The sequence below is a fragment of the Mesorhizobium sp. M1B.F.Ca.ET.045.04.1.1 genome, assembly GCF_003952465.1.
Lineage (GTDB): Bacteria > Pseudomonadota > Alphaproteobacteria > Rhizobiales > Rhizobiaceae > Mesorhizobium > Mesorhizobium shonense.
In genome coordinates this window covers 4,195,797-4,209,726 of sequence record NZ_CP034448.1, presented here as the reverse complement: position 1 = coordinate 4,209,726, position 13,930 = coordinate 4,195,797, and the positions used below count along the sequence as shown (strand labels likewise).

Sequence of the window (13,930 nt, the reverse complement as noted above, 5' to 3'; positions counted from 1 at the left end):
CGCCCCTGCTTTTCCGTCCCGGGCAATGCCCGTCTTACAAATCTTATTCCGCCGCCACCATCACCGGCTCGACCCGGTGGGCGTTGCGCGAAAACTCGTCGATGCGGCGCTCCACCTCGCCGCGGAAGTGTCGCATCAGGCCCTGGATCGGCCAGGCCGCCGCGTCGCCCAGCGCGCAGATCGTGTGGCCCTCGACCTGCTTGGTGACGTCGAGCAGCATGTCGATCTCGCGCTTCTGCGCTTCGCCGCGCACCAGCCGCTCCATCACCCGCCACATCCAGCCGGTGCCTTCGCGGCATGGCGTGCACTGGCCGCAGCTCTCATGCTTGTAGAAGTAGGAAAGCCTGGCGATCGCCTTCACGACATCGGTCGACTTGTCCATGACGATGACGGCCGCCGTGCCGAGGCCGGATTTGAGGTCGCGCAGCGCGTCGAAGTCCATCGGCGCGTCGATGATCTGCTCCGCAGGCACCAGCGGCACCGAGGCGCCGCCTGGGATCACCGCGAGCAGATTGTCCCAGCCGCCGCGAATGCCGCCGCAATGCGTCTCGATCAGCTCGCGGAACGGGATCGACATCGCTTCTTCGAAAGTGCACGGATTGTTGACGTGGCCGGAGACGCAGAACAGCTTGGTGCCGGCATTGTTCGGCCGGCCGAAGGACGAGAACCAGGCAGCGCCTCGGCGCAGAATGGTCGGCGCCACCGCGATCGACTCGACGTTGTTGACCGTCGTCGGGCAGCCATAGAGGCCCACGTTGGCCGGGAATGGCGGCTTCAGCCGCGGCTGGCCCTTCTTGCCTTCGAGGCTTTCGAGCAGCGCCGTCTCCTCGCCGCAGATATAGGCGCCGGCGCCATGGTGCATATAGACGTCGAAGTCGTAGCCGGACGTGTTGTTCTTGCCGATGAGCTTGGCTGCGTAAGCCTCGTCGATGGCGCGCTGCAGCGCCTCGCGCTCGCGGATGAACTCGCCGCGCACATAGATGTAGGCCGCGACCGCGCCCATGGCGAAGCCGGCGACCAGCGCGCCCTCGACCAACGTGTGCGGATCGTTGCGCAGGATGTCGCGGTCCTTGCAGGTGCCGGGCTCGGATTCGTCGGCATTGATGACCAGATAGCTCGGCCGGCCGTCGCTCTGCTTCGGCATGAACGACCATTTGAGACCGGTCGGGAAGCCGGCGCCGCCGCGGCCGCGCAGGCCGCTCGCCTTCATCTCGTTGACGATCCAGTCGCGCCCCTTGGCGATCAGGCCCGGCGTGTCGTCCCAGATGCCGCGCGCCTGAGCTCCGGCCAGCGACTTGTCGAACAGGCCGTAGATGTTGGTGAAGATGCGGTCTTTGTCCTGAAGCATGGTTCGTCCCTCAGACCGGCTTTTTGCCGAAGACGCGGATGTATTCGGCGACGCCGCCCTTGGCGAGCGCCTTTGCCTGCTTCACCCAGTCGTCGCGCTCGATGCGGCCGCGGAAGTTTAGATAACCGTCGACCCATTCGCGCTCGGCTTTCTTCCACGCGGCGACCTGCGCGAAGGTGTAGATGCCTATCGAATGCAAGGTGCTCTCGATCTTCGGTCCGACGCCCGAGATCAGCTTGAGATCGTCGACCGTTGCCGGGCGCTCGATGCCGGCCGGGCGGTTCTTGTCCTCAAGCGAAGGCTTCGCCGTTTTGGCGATAGGCTGCTTGGTTTCGGGTGACTTGAAGGCGGAAGCCGGTTCGGCCTTGATCGTCGGCCCGCTGCGCGGCTTTGAAACCCCTTCGACTTCCGGATCAGCCTGATTGGCGTTGGCGGCGGAATGGCGGGGCGCCCTGACGCTGGCCGCCTTCTCCGTGGCCGGCGAAACCTTTACCGGCGACGGCGTCTTCAGCGCCGGGCTGGTCTCGGGCGCATCCGTCTTCGGCTTGCTGGATTTCGACGGCCCGACCGGAGCCGATGGCGCCGGCGCGGCGGGTGCCTGCGAGACGACGGCGGCCGGCGCGGCTGCCGGTGCGGCAGCGGCGGCCTCTCTGGCCGCCTTCGCCGCAGCCTTGGCTTCCTTGTCGCGGGTCGACTTCAGAATTGCCTTCTCGCTCTTCAGCGTCGTCAGCCCAGTCGCCGGCTCCGAGCCGGTGCGGCCATTCTGGGGGCCGGGCTTTACAGTGGCGCCTTTGCCAGCCTCATAGAGATCGATGATCTCGGCCAGCCGCTCCGGCGTCAGGTCTTCAAAAGTGTCTTTGAAGATCATGACCATCGGCGCGTTGACGCAGGCGCCGAGGCATTCGACCTCCTCCCACGACAGCGTGCCCTTGTCATTGGTGTGGAACTGGTCGTGATGGATCTTCGAGCGGCAGACATCCATCAGCGCTTCCGAGCCGCGCAGCATGCAGGGCGTAGTACCGCAGACCTGGATATGCGCGCGCGTGCCGACCGGATTGAGCTGGTATTGCGTGTAGAAGGTCGCGACCTCGAGGCCGCGGATGCGCGGCATGCCGAGCATGTCGGAGATCGTCTCGATCGCCGCCTTCGTGACCCAGCCTTCCTGCTCCTGCGCCAGCATCAGCAAGGGAATGATGGCCGACTGCTCGCGTCCCTTGGGATATTTGGCGATCCACTGCTTGGCCGCCGCCGTGTTCGCCTTGTTGAAGGCGAAGGAAGCTGGCTGGACGCTGGCATCTGCGAGACGGCGGACTGACATTTTAGCGATCGACCTCACCAAACACGATGTCGAGGGAGCCAAGCACGGCGGTGACGTCGGCCAGCATGTGGCCACGGCACAGGAAATCCATGGCCTGCAGATGCGCGAAGCCTGGCGCGCGCAGCTTGCAGCGATAGGGCTTGTTGGTGCCGTCGGAGACGAGATAGACGCCGAACTCGCCCTTCGGAGCTTCCACTGCCGCATAGACCTCGCCGGCCGGCACGCGATAACCCTCGGTGTAGAGCTTGAAGTGATGGATCAGCGCTTCCATCGAGCGCTTCATCGCCGCGCGCTTCGGCGGCACCACCTTGCCGTCGAGGTTCGACACCGGACCGCTGCTCTCCTTGCCGAGCAGAAGATCGACGCACTGGCGCATGATCTTCGCCGACTGACGCATCTCTTCCATGCGCACGAGATAACGGTCGAAGCAGTCGCCGTTCTTGCCGATCGGGATGTCGAAATCCATCTCGGAATAGCATTCATAAGGCTGCGCCTTGCGCAGGTCCCAGGCAGCGCCCGAGCCGCGCACCATCACGCCCGAGAAACCCCAGGCCCAGGCGTCCGCCAGTGACACCGTGCCGATATCGACGTTGCGCTGCTTGAAGATGCGATTGGGCGTGAGCAGCGCGTCGAGATCGTCGATCGACTTCAGGAACGGGTCGATCCACTCGCCGATGTCCTCGACCAGCTTCTGCGGCAGGTCCTGATGCACGCCGCCCGGCCGGAAATAGGCCGCGTGCATGCGCGAGCCGGAGGCGCGCTCATAGAACACCATCAACTTCTCGCGCTCGACGAAGCCCCACAGCGGCGGGGTCAGCGCGCCGACGTCCATCGCCTGCGTCGTCACGTTGAGGATGTGCGACATGATGCGGCCCATCTCGGAATAGAGCACGCGGATCAGCTGGCCGCGCTTCGGCACCTCGATGCCAAGCAGCCGCTCGGCTGCGAGCGCGAAGGCATGCTCCTGGTTCATCGGCGCGCAATAGTCGAGCCGGTCGAGATAAGGCACGGCCTGCAGGTAGGTCTTGGCCTCGATCAGCTTCTCGGTGCCGCGATGGAGCAGGCCGATATGCGGATCGACCCGGTCGACGACTTCGCCGTCGAGTTCAAGAACCAGACGCAAAACGCCATGCGCCGCAGGATGCTGCGGACCGAAGTTGATGTTGAAGTTGCGGACGGAGGTTTCAGCCATTCTGCCGCCTCAATTTGCCTTCGCTTTCTCGTCGCCCGGCAGCACGTAGTCGGTGCCTTCCCAGGGCGAGAGGAAATCGAAATTGCGGAATTCCTGCTTGAGCTCGACCGGCTCGTAGATCACGCGCTTGGCCTCGTCGTCGTAGCGCACCTCGACGAAGCCGGTCAGGGGGAAATCCTTACGCAGCGGATGCCCGTCGAAACCGTAGTCGGTCAAAATGCGCCGCAGATCCGGATGGTCGGAGAACAGCACGCCGTAGAGGTCGTAGGTCTCGCGCTCGTACCAGTCGGCGCCGGGATAGACGGCGGTCAGCGACGGCACCAGCGTTTCCTCGTCGGCCTGAACCTTGAGCCGGATGCGGACATTCTGCTTCGGCGACAGCAAGTGGTAGACGACGTCGAAGCGCCTGGCGCGCGACGGGTAGTCGGCACCGCAGATGTCGATGATCGAGATGAACTGGCAGCGCGGATCGTCGCGCAGGAAGGTCGCCACCGCGATCAAATTGTCCGGCTCGACGGAAACCGTCAGTTCGCCATAGGCAAGCACGGCTTCGCCGATGCGGCCGGAGAGCTTCTCGCCCAGATAGATGGAGAGTTCGTTCAACGCCAGGGTCATCGGCTCACCGTTCGATTGTGCCGGTGCGGCGGATCTTCTTCTGCAAGAGAAGAATGCCGTAGAGCAGCGCTTCCGCGCTCGGCGGGCAGCCGGGCACATAGATGTCGACCGGCACGATGCGGTCGCAGCCGCGCACCACCGAATAGGAATAGTGGTAGTAACCACCACCATTGGCGCAAGAGCCCATCGAGATGACGTAGCGCGGCTCCGGCATCTGGTCGTAGACCTTGCGCAGCGCCGGCGCCATCTTGTTGGTCAGCGTGCCGGCGACGATCATGATGTCGGACTGGCGCGGAGACGCGCGCGGGGCGACGCCGAAACGCTCGCTGTCATAGCGCGGCATCGAGGTGTGGATCATCTCGACCGCGCAGCAGGCGAGGCCGAAGGTCATGAACATCAGCGAGCCGCTGCGCGCCCAGGTAATCAGCGCTTCAGTCGAGGTGACGAGGAAACCCTTGTCTGCCAGCTCATTGTTGATTTCGAGGAAGAAGGGATCGTCCTCCCCCACCGGCCTGCCGGTGTTGGGATCGATGATGCCCTTGGGCTTCGGCGCGACGAGGGTGCCTGAACTGTCGTTCAATCCCATTCCAGCGCTCCTTTTTTCCATTCATAGGCAAAGCCGATGGTCAGCACCGCCAGGAACACCATCATCGACCAGAAGCCGAGCATGCCGACCTTCGAAAAGGACACCGCCCACGGGAACAGGAAGGCGACCTCGAGATCGAAAATGATGAACAGGATCGACACCAGGTAGAAGCGGATGTCGAATTTCATGCGGGCGTCGTCGAACGAGTTGAACCCGCATTCATAGGCGGAAAGCTTTTCGGGGTCGGGATTGCGGTAGGCCACCAGGAACGGCGCGACGATAAGCGCAAGACCGACGACCATCGCCACCGCGATGAAGAGGACGATGGGCAGATACGAACTCAGGAGTGCGCTCATGCGGCGACTTTCCTTTGGCGGGCCAGTTCACTTTGATTACAGCAACGGACTCTAATGCGGAAGCGTGACAGTTTAACCCGCTGAACCGTTTTAAGGGCCCTATGCTGCGACGCGGCGAGGGTTAGCGCAGCGGTTTCGGCGAAGCAAGTCAAACCTTGTTCAAAATCCGGCCCTGGACGCCATATCGGAAGAAACTGGTCCGATCCGCTCCTGTTTGATTTCCTTCACTTTTTACTCCACTTTTCTCTCCTGACATATCTCCCGCCATTTGCCTGCTAGCATGGCTGGAATCACCGGCTGGAAATCAGGTAAACGGATCGAGGCAAAGGCTCCTTGATGAAGGAAAAAATCTCGCTTCGCATGGCCAGGCGCATCGCGCTCGGTGCGCAGGGTTTCACGGACCCCCGCCCCGGCGGCGAGCCCAACCGCCGGCACCTCGCCCGCGTGCTCTTCCGAACCGGGCTGCTGCAGATCGATTCCGTCAGCGCGGTGGTGCGCGCCCACTACATGCCGCTTTATTCGCGTCTCGGCCCCTACCCGCTTGCGCTGCTCGACAACGCCGCGGTCACCCGCAAACGCGCCGTCTTTGAATATTGGGCGCACGAGGCGTCCTTCTTGCCGGTCGAGACCTACCCGCTGATGCGCTGGCGCATGCAGCGCGCCGAACGCGGCGAGGAAATGTATCTCGGCCTCGCCAAATGGGGCCGTGAACGCAAGGAGATGATCGACGAGATATACGGCCAGGTCGCCGAACGCGGGCCGATCGCCGCTTCCGACATCGAAGGCCACAAGGGCAATGGCGGCTGGTGGGGCTGGAGCGAGGCCAAGCACGCCTTCGAATGGCTGTTCTGGGCCGGGCGCATCACCACCGCCTACCGGCGCGGCTTCGAACGCTACTACGACCTGCCGGCGCGTGTTCTGCCGCAGGCTATCCTGGACCTGCCTGTACCTTCGGTCGAGGACTCGCATCGCGAATTGCTGCGCATTTCCGCCCGCGCCCACGGCATCGCCACTTATGGCGACCTGCGCGATTATTTTCGCCTGGCGCCGGGCGACACGAAGGATCGCATCGAAGAGCTTGTTGAAATGGGCGAATTGCTGCCGGTTAAGGTCGAGAGCTGGGATAAGGCCGCTTATCTGCACAAGGACGCCCGCATTCCGCGCCGGATCGAGGCGCGCGCCCTGCTAGCGCCGTTCGATCCCGTGGTCTTCGAGCGCACTCGCACCGAAAAGCTCTTCGGCTTCCGTTACCGCATCGAGATCTACACGCCGGCCGAAAAGCGCCAATACGGCTACTATGTGCTGCCCTTCCTGCTCGGCGACCGGATCGTCGCTCGCGTCGACCTGAGGGCCGATCGCCCAGCAAGCATCTTGCGCGTCCACGCAGCCTATGCCGAGGCCGACGCCCCGTCCGAAACGGTCGCGCAGCTCTTCGAGGAATTGAAGCAGATGCAGGCGTGGCTCGGACTGGAGGCTATCGAAGTGACGCCGGCCGGCGACCTCGGGCCGGCGCTGGCCGACATCTCGGCGTCGCACCCTGCGTTGACAGGCGCATAGCCGTAAGCCTAAATCCGAGCCAGACGGTCTTCTCCCGGCAAAGGGAGGAGCTGAGAGGGAATGCGGTGCGGGATAATTTCCCAAATCCGCGGCTGTCCCCGCAACTGTAAGCGACGAGCCTCAGCCGAAAACCACTGGGATGTTCCCGGGAAGGCGGCATTCAAGGCGATGACCCGCGAGCCAGGAGACCTGCCGTCTGAGACTTTAAGTATCCGAATGCCTGGCGGGTTTTCCGGGCAAGGAGCCTGGTTTTGGATCGTAACGGCAGTTTCCCGGCAAACATCGCGGACATTTCGTCCGAGCCCGACGCGTTGGCGGACGTGACGGTCATCGTCTGCTCGTCCTGCCGCGACGAAACCGGTTCGGATGCCAACCCGCGCGCCGGCGCCCTGCTTGCTGAAGACACGCGCCGCGCCGCATCGGGCGAAAACATCCGCATCCGTACCGTCGAATGCCTTGGCAATTGCAAGCGCCGCTTGAGCGCGGCGCTTCTGCGCGACGGCTGCTGGAGCTACGTCTTCGGCGATCTGGATGCGACCAGCGGCGCCGACCTCGTCGCCGGCGCAAAGCTCTTTGCAACTTCCACTGACGGCCTCATCCCCTGGCGCGGCCGGCCCGATTCCCTCAAGCGCGGCCTGGTTGCCCGCATCCCTCCCCTCGACCTCCTGAAGGACCGATCATGAACGCCTCCGTTTCTCGTGTTCCCTGCACCGTCGTCACCGGCTTTCTCGGCGCCGGGAAGACGACGCTGATCCGCAACCTGCTCGAAAACGCCAAGGGCAAGCGGCTGGCGATCATCGTCAACGAGTTCGGCGATGTCGGCATCGACGGCGAGATCCTGAAAGGCTGCGGCATCGACACCTGCCCGGAGGAAAACATCGTCGAGCTCGCCAATGGCTGCATCTGCTGCACCGTCGCCGACGACTTCGTGCCGGCGCTCGACCAGATCCTGTCGCGCACGCCGAAGGTCGACCACATCCTGATCGAGACCTCCGGCCTCGCTTTGCCGAAGCCGCTCGTCCAAGCCTTCCAGTGGCCGACGGTGAAGAGCCGCGTAACGGTCGACGGCGTCATCGCCGTGGTCGATGGCCCGGCTTTGGCCGATGGCCGCGTCGCTTCCGACATGGATGCGCTGCAGGCGCAGCGCGCCGCGGACGATTCGCTCGACCACGACGATCCGGTCGAGGAGGTGTTCGAGGACCAGATCGCCTGTGCCGACCTGATCATCCTGTCGAAGAGCGACCTGATGGATGCGGCCGGCTCGGCCCGCGCCAATGCCGTGATCGGCGAGCATGTGGCGCGCGCCGTGAAAGTCGTGCCGACCGCGCAGGGCAAGGTCGATGCGTCGGTGCTGCTCGGCCTCGGCCTCGCCGTCGAGGACGACATCGAGAACCGCAAGACCCACCACGACGACGAGCTCGACCATGAGCACGACGATTTTGACTCCTTCGTCATCGATATCCCGTCGATCGCCAATCCGGATGAGCTGGCCAAGCGCGTCGCTCTCGCTGCCGAGCATGAAAACGTGCTGCGCGTCAAAGGCTTCGTCGAGGTCGGCGGCAAGCCGATGCGGCTCTTGCTCCAGGCCGTCGGCCCGCGCGTCAATCATTATTATGACCGATCCTGGACGGCGGAGGACGACCGCCGCTCGCGGTTGGTCGTCATCGGCCTCAAAGGGCTGAATCGCCCGGCGATCGAGCGTATCCTCGCCGGCTGAGGCAACACGAAAAGCCCAAACACGAAAAGCAATGCATATCCTCACCACGACATCCGCCTCGCTCGACGATCTCGCCGAGCCGATCGACCTCAGGCAGACGCCTGCGGATGTCGTGGCCCTGTCCTTCACCGACAGCGATCTTTCGGGACTGGCTACCGCCTGGAAAGCCGACACAGAGCGGCTGCCATCGATGCGGCTCGCCGCACTTCGCGACCTTCGCCACCCGATGTCGGTCGACCTCTGGGTCGATAGCGTCGCGCGCCATGCCAAAGTAATCCTCGTCCGCATCCTCGGCGGCTATGACTGGTGGCGCTATGGCTGCGACCAGCTCGTGGCGGTCGCGCGCGAGCGCGGCATCAAGCTGGCGCTGCTGCCGGGCGAAAGCCATGACGAGGACCAGCGCCTGATCGAAGGCTCGACCCTGCCGCGCACCGAGCTCGACGCCCTGCTCGGCTATTTCCGCGAGGGCGGCCCGGCCAATATGAGCGCGCTGGTGAAAAGGTTGGCGAGGCTTGCGGGGTCGGACGCGGCGGTTGCTGAGCCTGTGGGCGTGCCGAAGGTGGGTTATTATCAACCTAGAATTGGAGTCGTAGAGAAGCCTGGACTTTCAAAGGTCGGCGATCCTTCACACCCCCTCTGTCCTGCCGGACATCTCCCCCGCAAGGGGGAGATCAGCTATCACCAACCCCGGCGCCAATTCTTCCACGTCAGCAGCAGAGCCATCTGCAACATCTCCGATTGGCGAAATCGTCGGCGACAGCTCAATCTCCCCCCTTGCGGGGGAGATGTCCGGCAGGACAGAGGGGGTGTGACGGGACTCGACGCCGACAATTTCGCCGCGCCCGTCATCCCTATCCTCTTCTACCGATCGATGCTGCTGGCAGCCGACGTGGCACCGATCGACGCGTTGGCCGAGGCGCTGCACTTGCAAGGCATTACGCCGGTGCCGATCTTCGTCTCCAGCCTCAAGGATCCGGCGTCTCTGACGTTCGTCGAAAACGCCATTGCTTCTCTGAACCCATCAGCCATCGCCACCGCCACCGCCTTTGCCTCCGGCGCAGAACCAGGCGCCGAGACGCTCTTTGACCGCGCCGGCGTACCCGTCTTCCAGGTCATCGTCGCGACGACGCGGCGCGAGGTCTGGGAAAAAAACCAGCGCGGCCTGGCGCCCGCCGATCTCGCCATGCATGTCGTGCTGCCGGAGCTCGACGGCCGCATCCTGGCCGGCGCGATTTCCTTCAAGGGCGAGGTCGAAACCGATCCGGCGCTGGCCTTCCGCGCCTTCGCCAACCGGCCAGAGCCCGACCGCGTCGCGCAGGTCGCCGCCCGCATCGCGGCGTTCGTTCGCCTGCAACAGACCGAGCGCGCTAAGCGCAAGCTGGCGATCCTGATCCCGGATTACCCGAGCGCGCCCGGCCGTACCGGCTACGCCGTCGGGCTTGATGTTCCGTCGAGCGTGCTCGCCATGCTGCACGACCTGAAGGAACAGGGCTATGCGGTTGAGAGGATTCCGCAATCGGCACGGGGGCTGCTGGATGCACTGGAGATGGGTGGGCATGGTCTGAGCCTTAACGACTATCGGCGCCTGTCGATGGAGCTGCCGGAAGGCGCGCGCGATGCGGTTGAGGCTGCGTGGGGTAAGGCCGGGAGCGAGATAGGGTTGCGCGAGGCACCCCCCTCTGTCCTGCCGGACATCTCCCCCTCAAGGGGGGAGATTGCCCCGTCACCACCGCTTTCGCCAATCGCCAGCGTTGTAGGTGGAGCGCCGTCGCCCGAACTGCCAATCTCCCCCCTAGAGGGGGAGATGTCCGGCAGGACAGAGGGGGGTGTTCAAGCGCCGGCCTCGCCAAGCTTCCCCTTCCGCGCCGCCACCTTCGGCAACATCACAGTGGCGCTGGCCCCCGATCGCGGCCGCTCGGCCGACCGCCGCGCCGACTACCACGATCCGACGCTGCCGCCGCGCCACGAACTCATCGCCTTCGGCCTCTGGCTGCAGAAATCCCTCGGCGTGCACGCCATTATCCATGTCGGTGCGCACGGCACGCTGGAATGGCTGCCGGGCAAGACGGTCGCCCTCTCGGATAACTGCTTCCCCGAGATCGTCACCGGCTCGCTGCCGGTCGTCTATCCCTTCATCGTCTCCAATCCCGGCGAGGCGGCGCAGGCCAAGCGCCGTATTGCGGCCGTGACACTCGGTCATCTGCCGCCGCCGCTGACCGGTGCCGGCCTGGACGAGGCACAGCAGAAGCTCGAGCGGCTGGTGGATGAATATGCGCAGGCCGACGGGCTCGACCGTCGCCGCCGCGACCGGCTGGCGAGGCTCATCGTCGAGACCGCGCAGAAGACCGGTCTTGCCGCAGAAGCCGGCCTTGCTGGCACCGATGCGCCGGACGAGGCGCTGCGCCGCATCGATGCCTGGCTTTGCGATCTCAAGGATTTCGCCGTCAAGGACGGTCTGCATGTCTACGGCCGCGCGCCGGAAAACGAGGCCGACTCGCTGCGCCGGCAAAGCGCCGAGGCCGAAAAAACTGCCCTCCTCGCCGCGCTCGACGGCCGCCACATCAAAGCCGGGCCGGCCGGCGCACCGGCGCGCGGCCGCTCCGACGTGCTGCCCACGGGGCGCAACCTCTTCACCTCGGATCCGCGCACCATGCCGACCCCGACCGCTTACGACCTCGGCCAGACGGCGGCGGAGGAAGTGGTGCGCAGCTACATGCAAAGCCATGGCGACTGGCCGCGTTCGCTGGTCATCGACCTTTGGGGCTCAGCCTCATTGCGCACCGGCGGAGAGGAGATCGCCCAAGGCCTGGCGCTGATGGGATGCCGGCCGCAATGGGATGCCGCGACGGGTCGCGTCACCGGCATCGAGGTGCTGCCGCCGGCAGCACTTGGCCGCCCGCGCGTCGACGTCACCTGGCGCATCTCGGGCCTGTTCCGCGACATGTTCCCGACCCAGATCGCGTTGATCGACGCCGCCGCCAGCGCCGTCGCCGGCCGTGACGAGGACGATTCGGAAAATCCCCTCGCAGCCGCGACTCGCGCCGCTGGCAAGGTCGGGCCCCGCATTTTCGGCACCTCGCCCGGCACCTATGGCGCTGGCGTCGAGGATCTGCTTTCGCGCGGCGAATGGGGCGCACGCGAGGAGATCGGCCGCGCCTATCTCGAGGCCACCTCGCACGCCTATGGCGGCGCAGAAGGAGAAGCGATCTCGGCGCCCGGCGCCTTCGAGGGCCGCATCGCCGAAGCCGATCTTCTCGTCCATACCGGCGACGATCCGGGCCGCGACATCCTCGAAGGCTCGGCCGACGTCGCCTTCATCGGCGGGTTCTCGGCGGCGCTTGCAGCACTTGGCCGGAATGCCGATGTCATCGTGCTCGACACGACCGATCCGAAGAAGCCGAAGCCGCGCTCGGTCGGCGAAGCCGTCGCCCGCGTGGTGCGGGCCCGCGCCGTCAACCCGCGCTTCATCGCCGGCCAGATGCGTCACGGCCCACGCGGTGCCTCGGAATTCGCCGAGACGGTCGACCGTCTCGTCGGCTTCGCCGAGACCACGCATGCCATATCCGGCGCGCTGATCGAGGCCGTGCATGATGCCTATGTTGGCGATCCGGACGTCCGCGCCTTCCTTCTGCGCGAGAATCCGGCCGCAGCAAAGGTTATCGCCGAGCGGTTTCTCTCCGCACGGCGGCGCGGACTTTGGCATCCGCTTCGCAACTCCATCGACGATGATCTCGCGGCTTTGATCGCCGAGGCGCAGAGGGTAGCGGCATGAACGCCTTCTCGCGCCGCGGCGCCTGTCCCGCTTTGTCCGCGCCGATGCAGACCGGCGACGGGCTGCTGGTGCGGCTCAACCCTGTCGCTGGAGGACTTGCTCCCAAGTCGCTGATCGGACTCTGCGAATCCGCCTTCCGCCACGGCAATGGCACCATGGAGGTGACCGCGCGCGGCAGCCTGCAGATCCGCGGCCTGACAGCGGAGAGCGCACGGCTGTTGGCGGCTGAGGTGGATGCGCTGGGGATCGCGGTGCGCACCGGAGTGCCGGTTGAGACCGGGCCACTGGCGGGGATCGATCCGCAGGAGATTGCAGACCCGCGCCCGCTGTCCGAGCGGGTCAGCGCGGCGATCGAAAAGGGCGGGCTGACGGCAAGGCTGGGGCCGAAGGTGTCGGTGGTTGTCGATGGCGGCGGGCAGTCGACGATGGATGCGGTGACGGCTGACGTAAGGCTGGCTGCGGTGCGGGCCACAGCGGGCGTCCAGTGGAGCGTATCGGTTGCCGGAGATGCGCGGGGTGCAAAGCCGCTAGCAACGGTCGATGAAGATTCCGCACGCGACATTACCGTGGCAGCGCTCAGGATGGTCGCAGAGAAAGGCCGCGAGGCACACACGCGGGATTTGTCGGAGCGGCAGCTCAAATCTCTCGCAAGCTGGCACTCCGTCACACCCCCCTCTGTCCTGCCGGACATCTCCCCCTCTAGGGGGAGATTGAGCTGTCGCCATCGGTTTCGCCAATTTCCAACGCCGAAAGCGAAGAGCCGGCGCGCGAACTGCCAATCTCCCCCCTAGAGGGGGAGATGTCCGGCAGGACAGAGGGGGGCGCCGTAGAGCGCCATCGTTCGCCGCTTGGCCTTTTCAACCTTAACAACGGCCACGCCCTCGGCATCGCCCTGCCTTTCGGCAGCATGCCGGCGCATCCCCTCATCGACCTCGCCAGCCAAGCCTTCGACCTCGGCACCACCGAAATCCGCCTTGCGCCCGGCCGAGCCCTGCTGTTCCTCGGCCTCTCCGCAACCTCCTGCCCTGCCCTGCAAGCGTCCGCCACCACCCTCGGCTTCGTCACGGCCGCCTCCGACCCCCGCACCCGCATCGCTGCCTGCCCCGGCACGCCCGCCTGCGCTTCCGGCCGCATCGCCACCCGCGCCATCGCCGAGACGGTCGCCGCTGAATGCCCCGACCTCCTCGACCCCTCGCTCACGCTCCATATTTCCGGCTGCGCCAAGGGCTGCGCCCATCCCGGTCCGGCGGCGCTCACTTTGGTCGGCGACGAAAACGGAGCCGGACTTGTCGTGGACGGGACGGTAAAGGCCCTTCCTGCCGGATACAGGCCGGGCTATGACGCCGCGCGCGGCGTCGGCGGCGTCCTTGCCGCGATGCGCGCGCAAAGACATCCCGGCGAGACCGCCGCTGCCTGCCTCACAAGGCTTGGCACGGCCGGCATCGCCGAACTCTATCGACGGAACTAAA

At 65.3% G+C, this 13,930-nt stretch carries 10 protein-coding genes, 1 pseudogene and 1 riboswitch; of the genes and pseudogenes, 5 read left to right on the top strand and 6 right to left on the bottom strand.

Translation table 11 applies throughout. From position 1 onward, the window contains the following. Window positions 1-43 precede the first annotated feature (43 nt). From nuoF to EJ071_RS20695, 6 genes are read right to left on the bottom strand one after another with little or no spacing between them, the layout of a single operon-like run. On the bottom strand, window positions 44-1,348 hold the full coding sequence (gene nuoF, locus EJ071_RS20720; protein WP_126099544.1) for an NADH-quinone oxidoreductase subunit NuoF: 1,305 nt from the start codon (window positions 1,346-1,348) through the stop codon (window positions 44-46). Window positions 1,349-1,358: 10 nt separating this feature from the next. Further along, window positions 1,359-2,666, bottom strand: coding sequence for an NADH-quinone oxidoreductase subunit E (locus EJ071_RS20715; protein WP_126099543.1), 1,308 nt, complete (start codon window positions 2,664-2,666; stop codon window positions 1,359-1,361). Window position 2,667: 1 nt separating this feature from the next. After that, the gene (locus EJ071_RS20710; protein WP_126099542.1) at window positions 2,668-3,858 is read right to left on the bottom strand and encodes an NADH-quinone oxidoreductase subunit D; all 1,191 of its coding nucleotides are present in this window, start codon (window positions 3,856-3,858) and stop codon (window positions 2,668-2,670) included. A 9-nt stretch (window positions 3,859-3,867) separates the two neighbouring features. Next, the gene (locus tag EJ071_RS20705; RefSeq protein WP_126099541.1) at window positions 3,868-4,473 is read right to left on the bottom strand and encodes an NADH-quinone oxidoreductase subunit C; all 606 of its coding nucleotides are present in this window, start codon (window positions 4,471-4,473) and stop codon (window positions 3,868-3,870) included. Window positions 4,474-4,477: 4 nt separating this feature from the next. Next, window positions 4,478-5,059: an NADH-quinone oxidoreductase subunit B gene (locus EJ071_RS20700; protein WP_013531090.1), complete on the bottom strand. Its 582-nt coding sequence runs from the start codon at window positions 5,057-5,059 to the stop codon at window positions 4,478-4,480. Beyond that, on the bottom strand, window positions 5,050-5,415 hold the full coding sequence (locus EJ071_RS20695) for an NADH-quinone oxidoreductase subunit A (protein WP_126099540.1): 366 nt from the start codon (window positions 5,413-5,415) through the stop codon (window positions 5,050-5,052). The genes EJ071_RS20700 and EJ071_RS20695 overlap by 10 nt, the downstream gene beginning before the upstream one ends. A gap of 336 nt (window positions 5,416-5,751) precedes the next feature. On the opposite strand from EJ071_RS20695, the gene EJ071_RS20690 reads away from it, so the two are divergent. The 5 genes and pseudogenes from EJ071_RS20690 (at window position 5,752) to cobG (ending at window position 13,929) form a co-directional block, all read left to right on the top strand. Continuing rightward, the gene (locus EJ071_RS20690; RefSeq protein ID WP_126099539.1) at window positions 5,752-6,972 is read left to right on the top strand and encodes a winged helix-turn-helix domain-containing protein; all 1,221 of its coding nucleotides are present in this window, start codon (window positions 5,752-5,754) and stop codon (window positions 6,970-6,972) included. Between the two features lie 7 nt (window positions 6,973-6,979). Beyond that, window positions 6,980-7,184, top strand: a riboswitch (cobalamin riboswitch). A gap of 39 nt (window positions 7,185-7,223) precedes the next feature. Further along, window positions 7,224-7,655 (top strand): DUF1636 family protein, encoded by a 432-nt coding sequence (locus tag EJ071_RS20685; RefSeq protein WP_126099538.1) that lies wholly within the window; start codon window positions 7,224-7,226, stop codon window positions 7,653-7,655. After that, the gene (cobW, locus tag EJ071_RS20680; protein WP_126099537.1) at window positions 7,652-8,689 is read left to right on the top strand and encodes a cobalamin biosynthesis protein CobW; all 1,038 of its coding nucleotides are present in this window, start codon (window positions 7,652-7,654) and stop codon (window positions 8,687-8,689) included. Before EJ071_RS20685 ends, cobW begins: the two co-directional genes overlap by 4 nt. Before the next feature lie 31 nt (window positions 8,690-8,720). After that, complete coding sequence (locus EJ071_RS20675) at window positions 8,721-12,461, top strand: cobaltochelatase subunit CobN (RefSeq protein WP_126099536.1); 3,741 nt, start codon at window positions 8,721-8,723, stop codon at window positions 12,459-12,461. Further along, window positions 12,458-13,929, top strand: a pseudogene (gene cobG / locus EJ071_RS20670) (precorrin-3B synthase). The gene EJ071_RS20675 and the pseudogene cobG overlap by 4 nt, the downstream one beginning before the upstream one ends. The last annotated feature ends 1 nt before the right edge of the window (window position 13,930 follow it).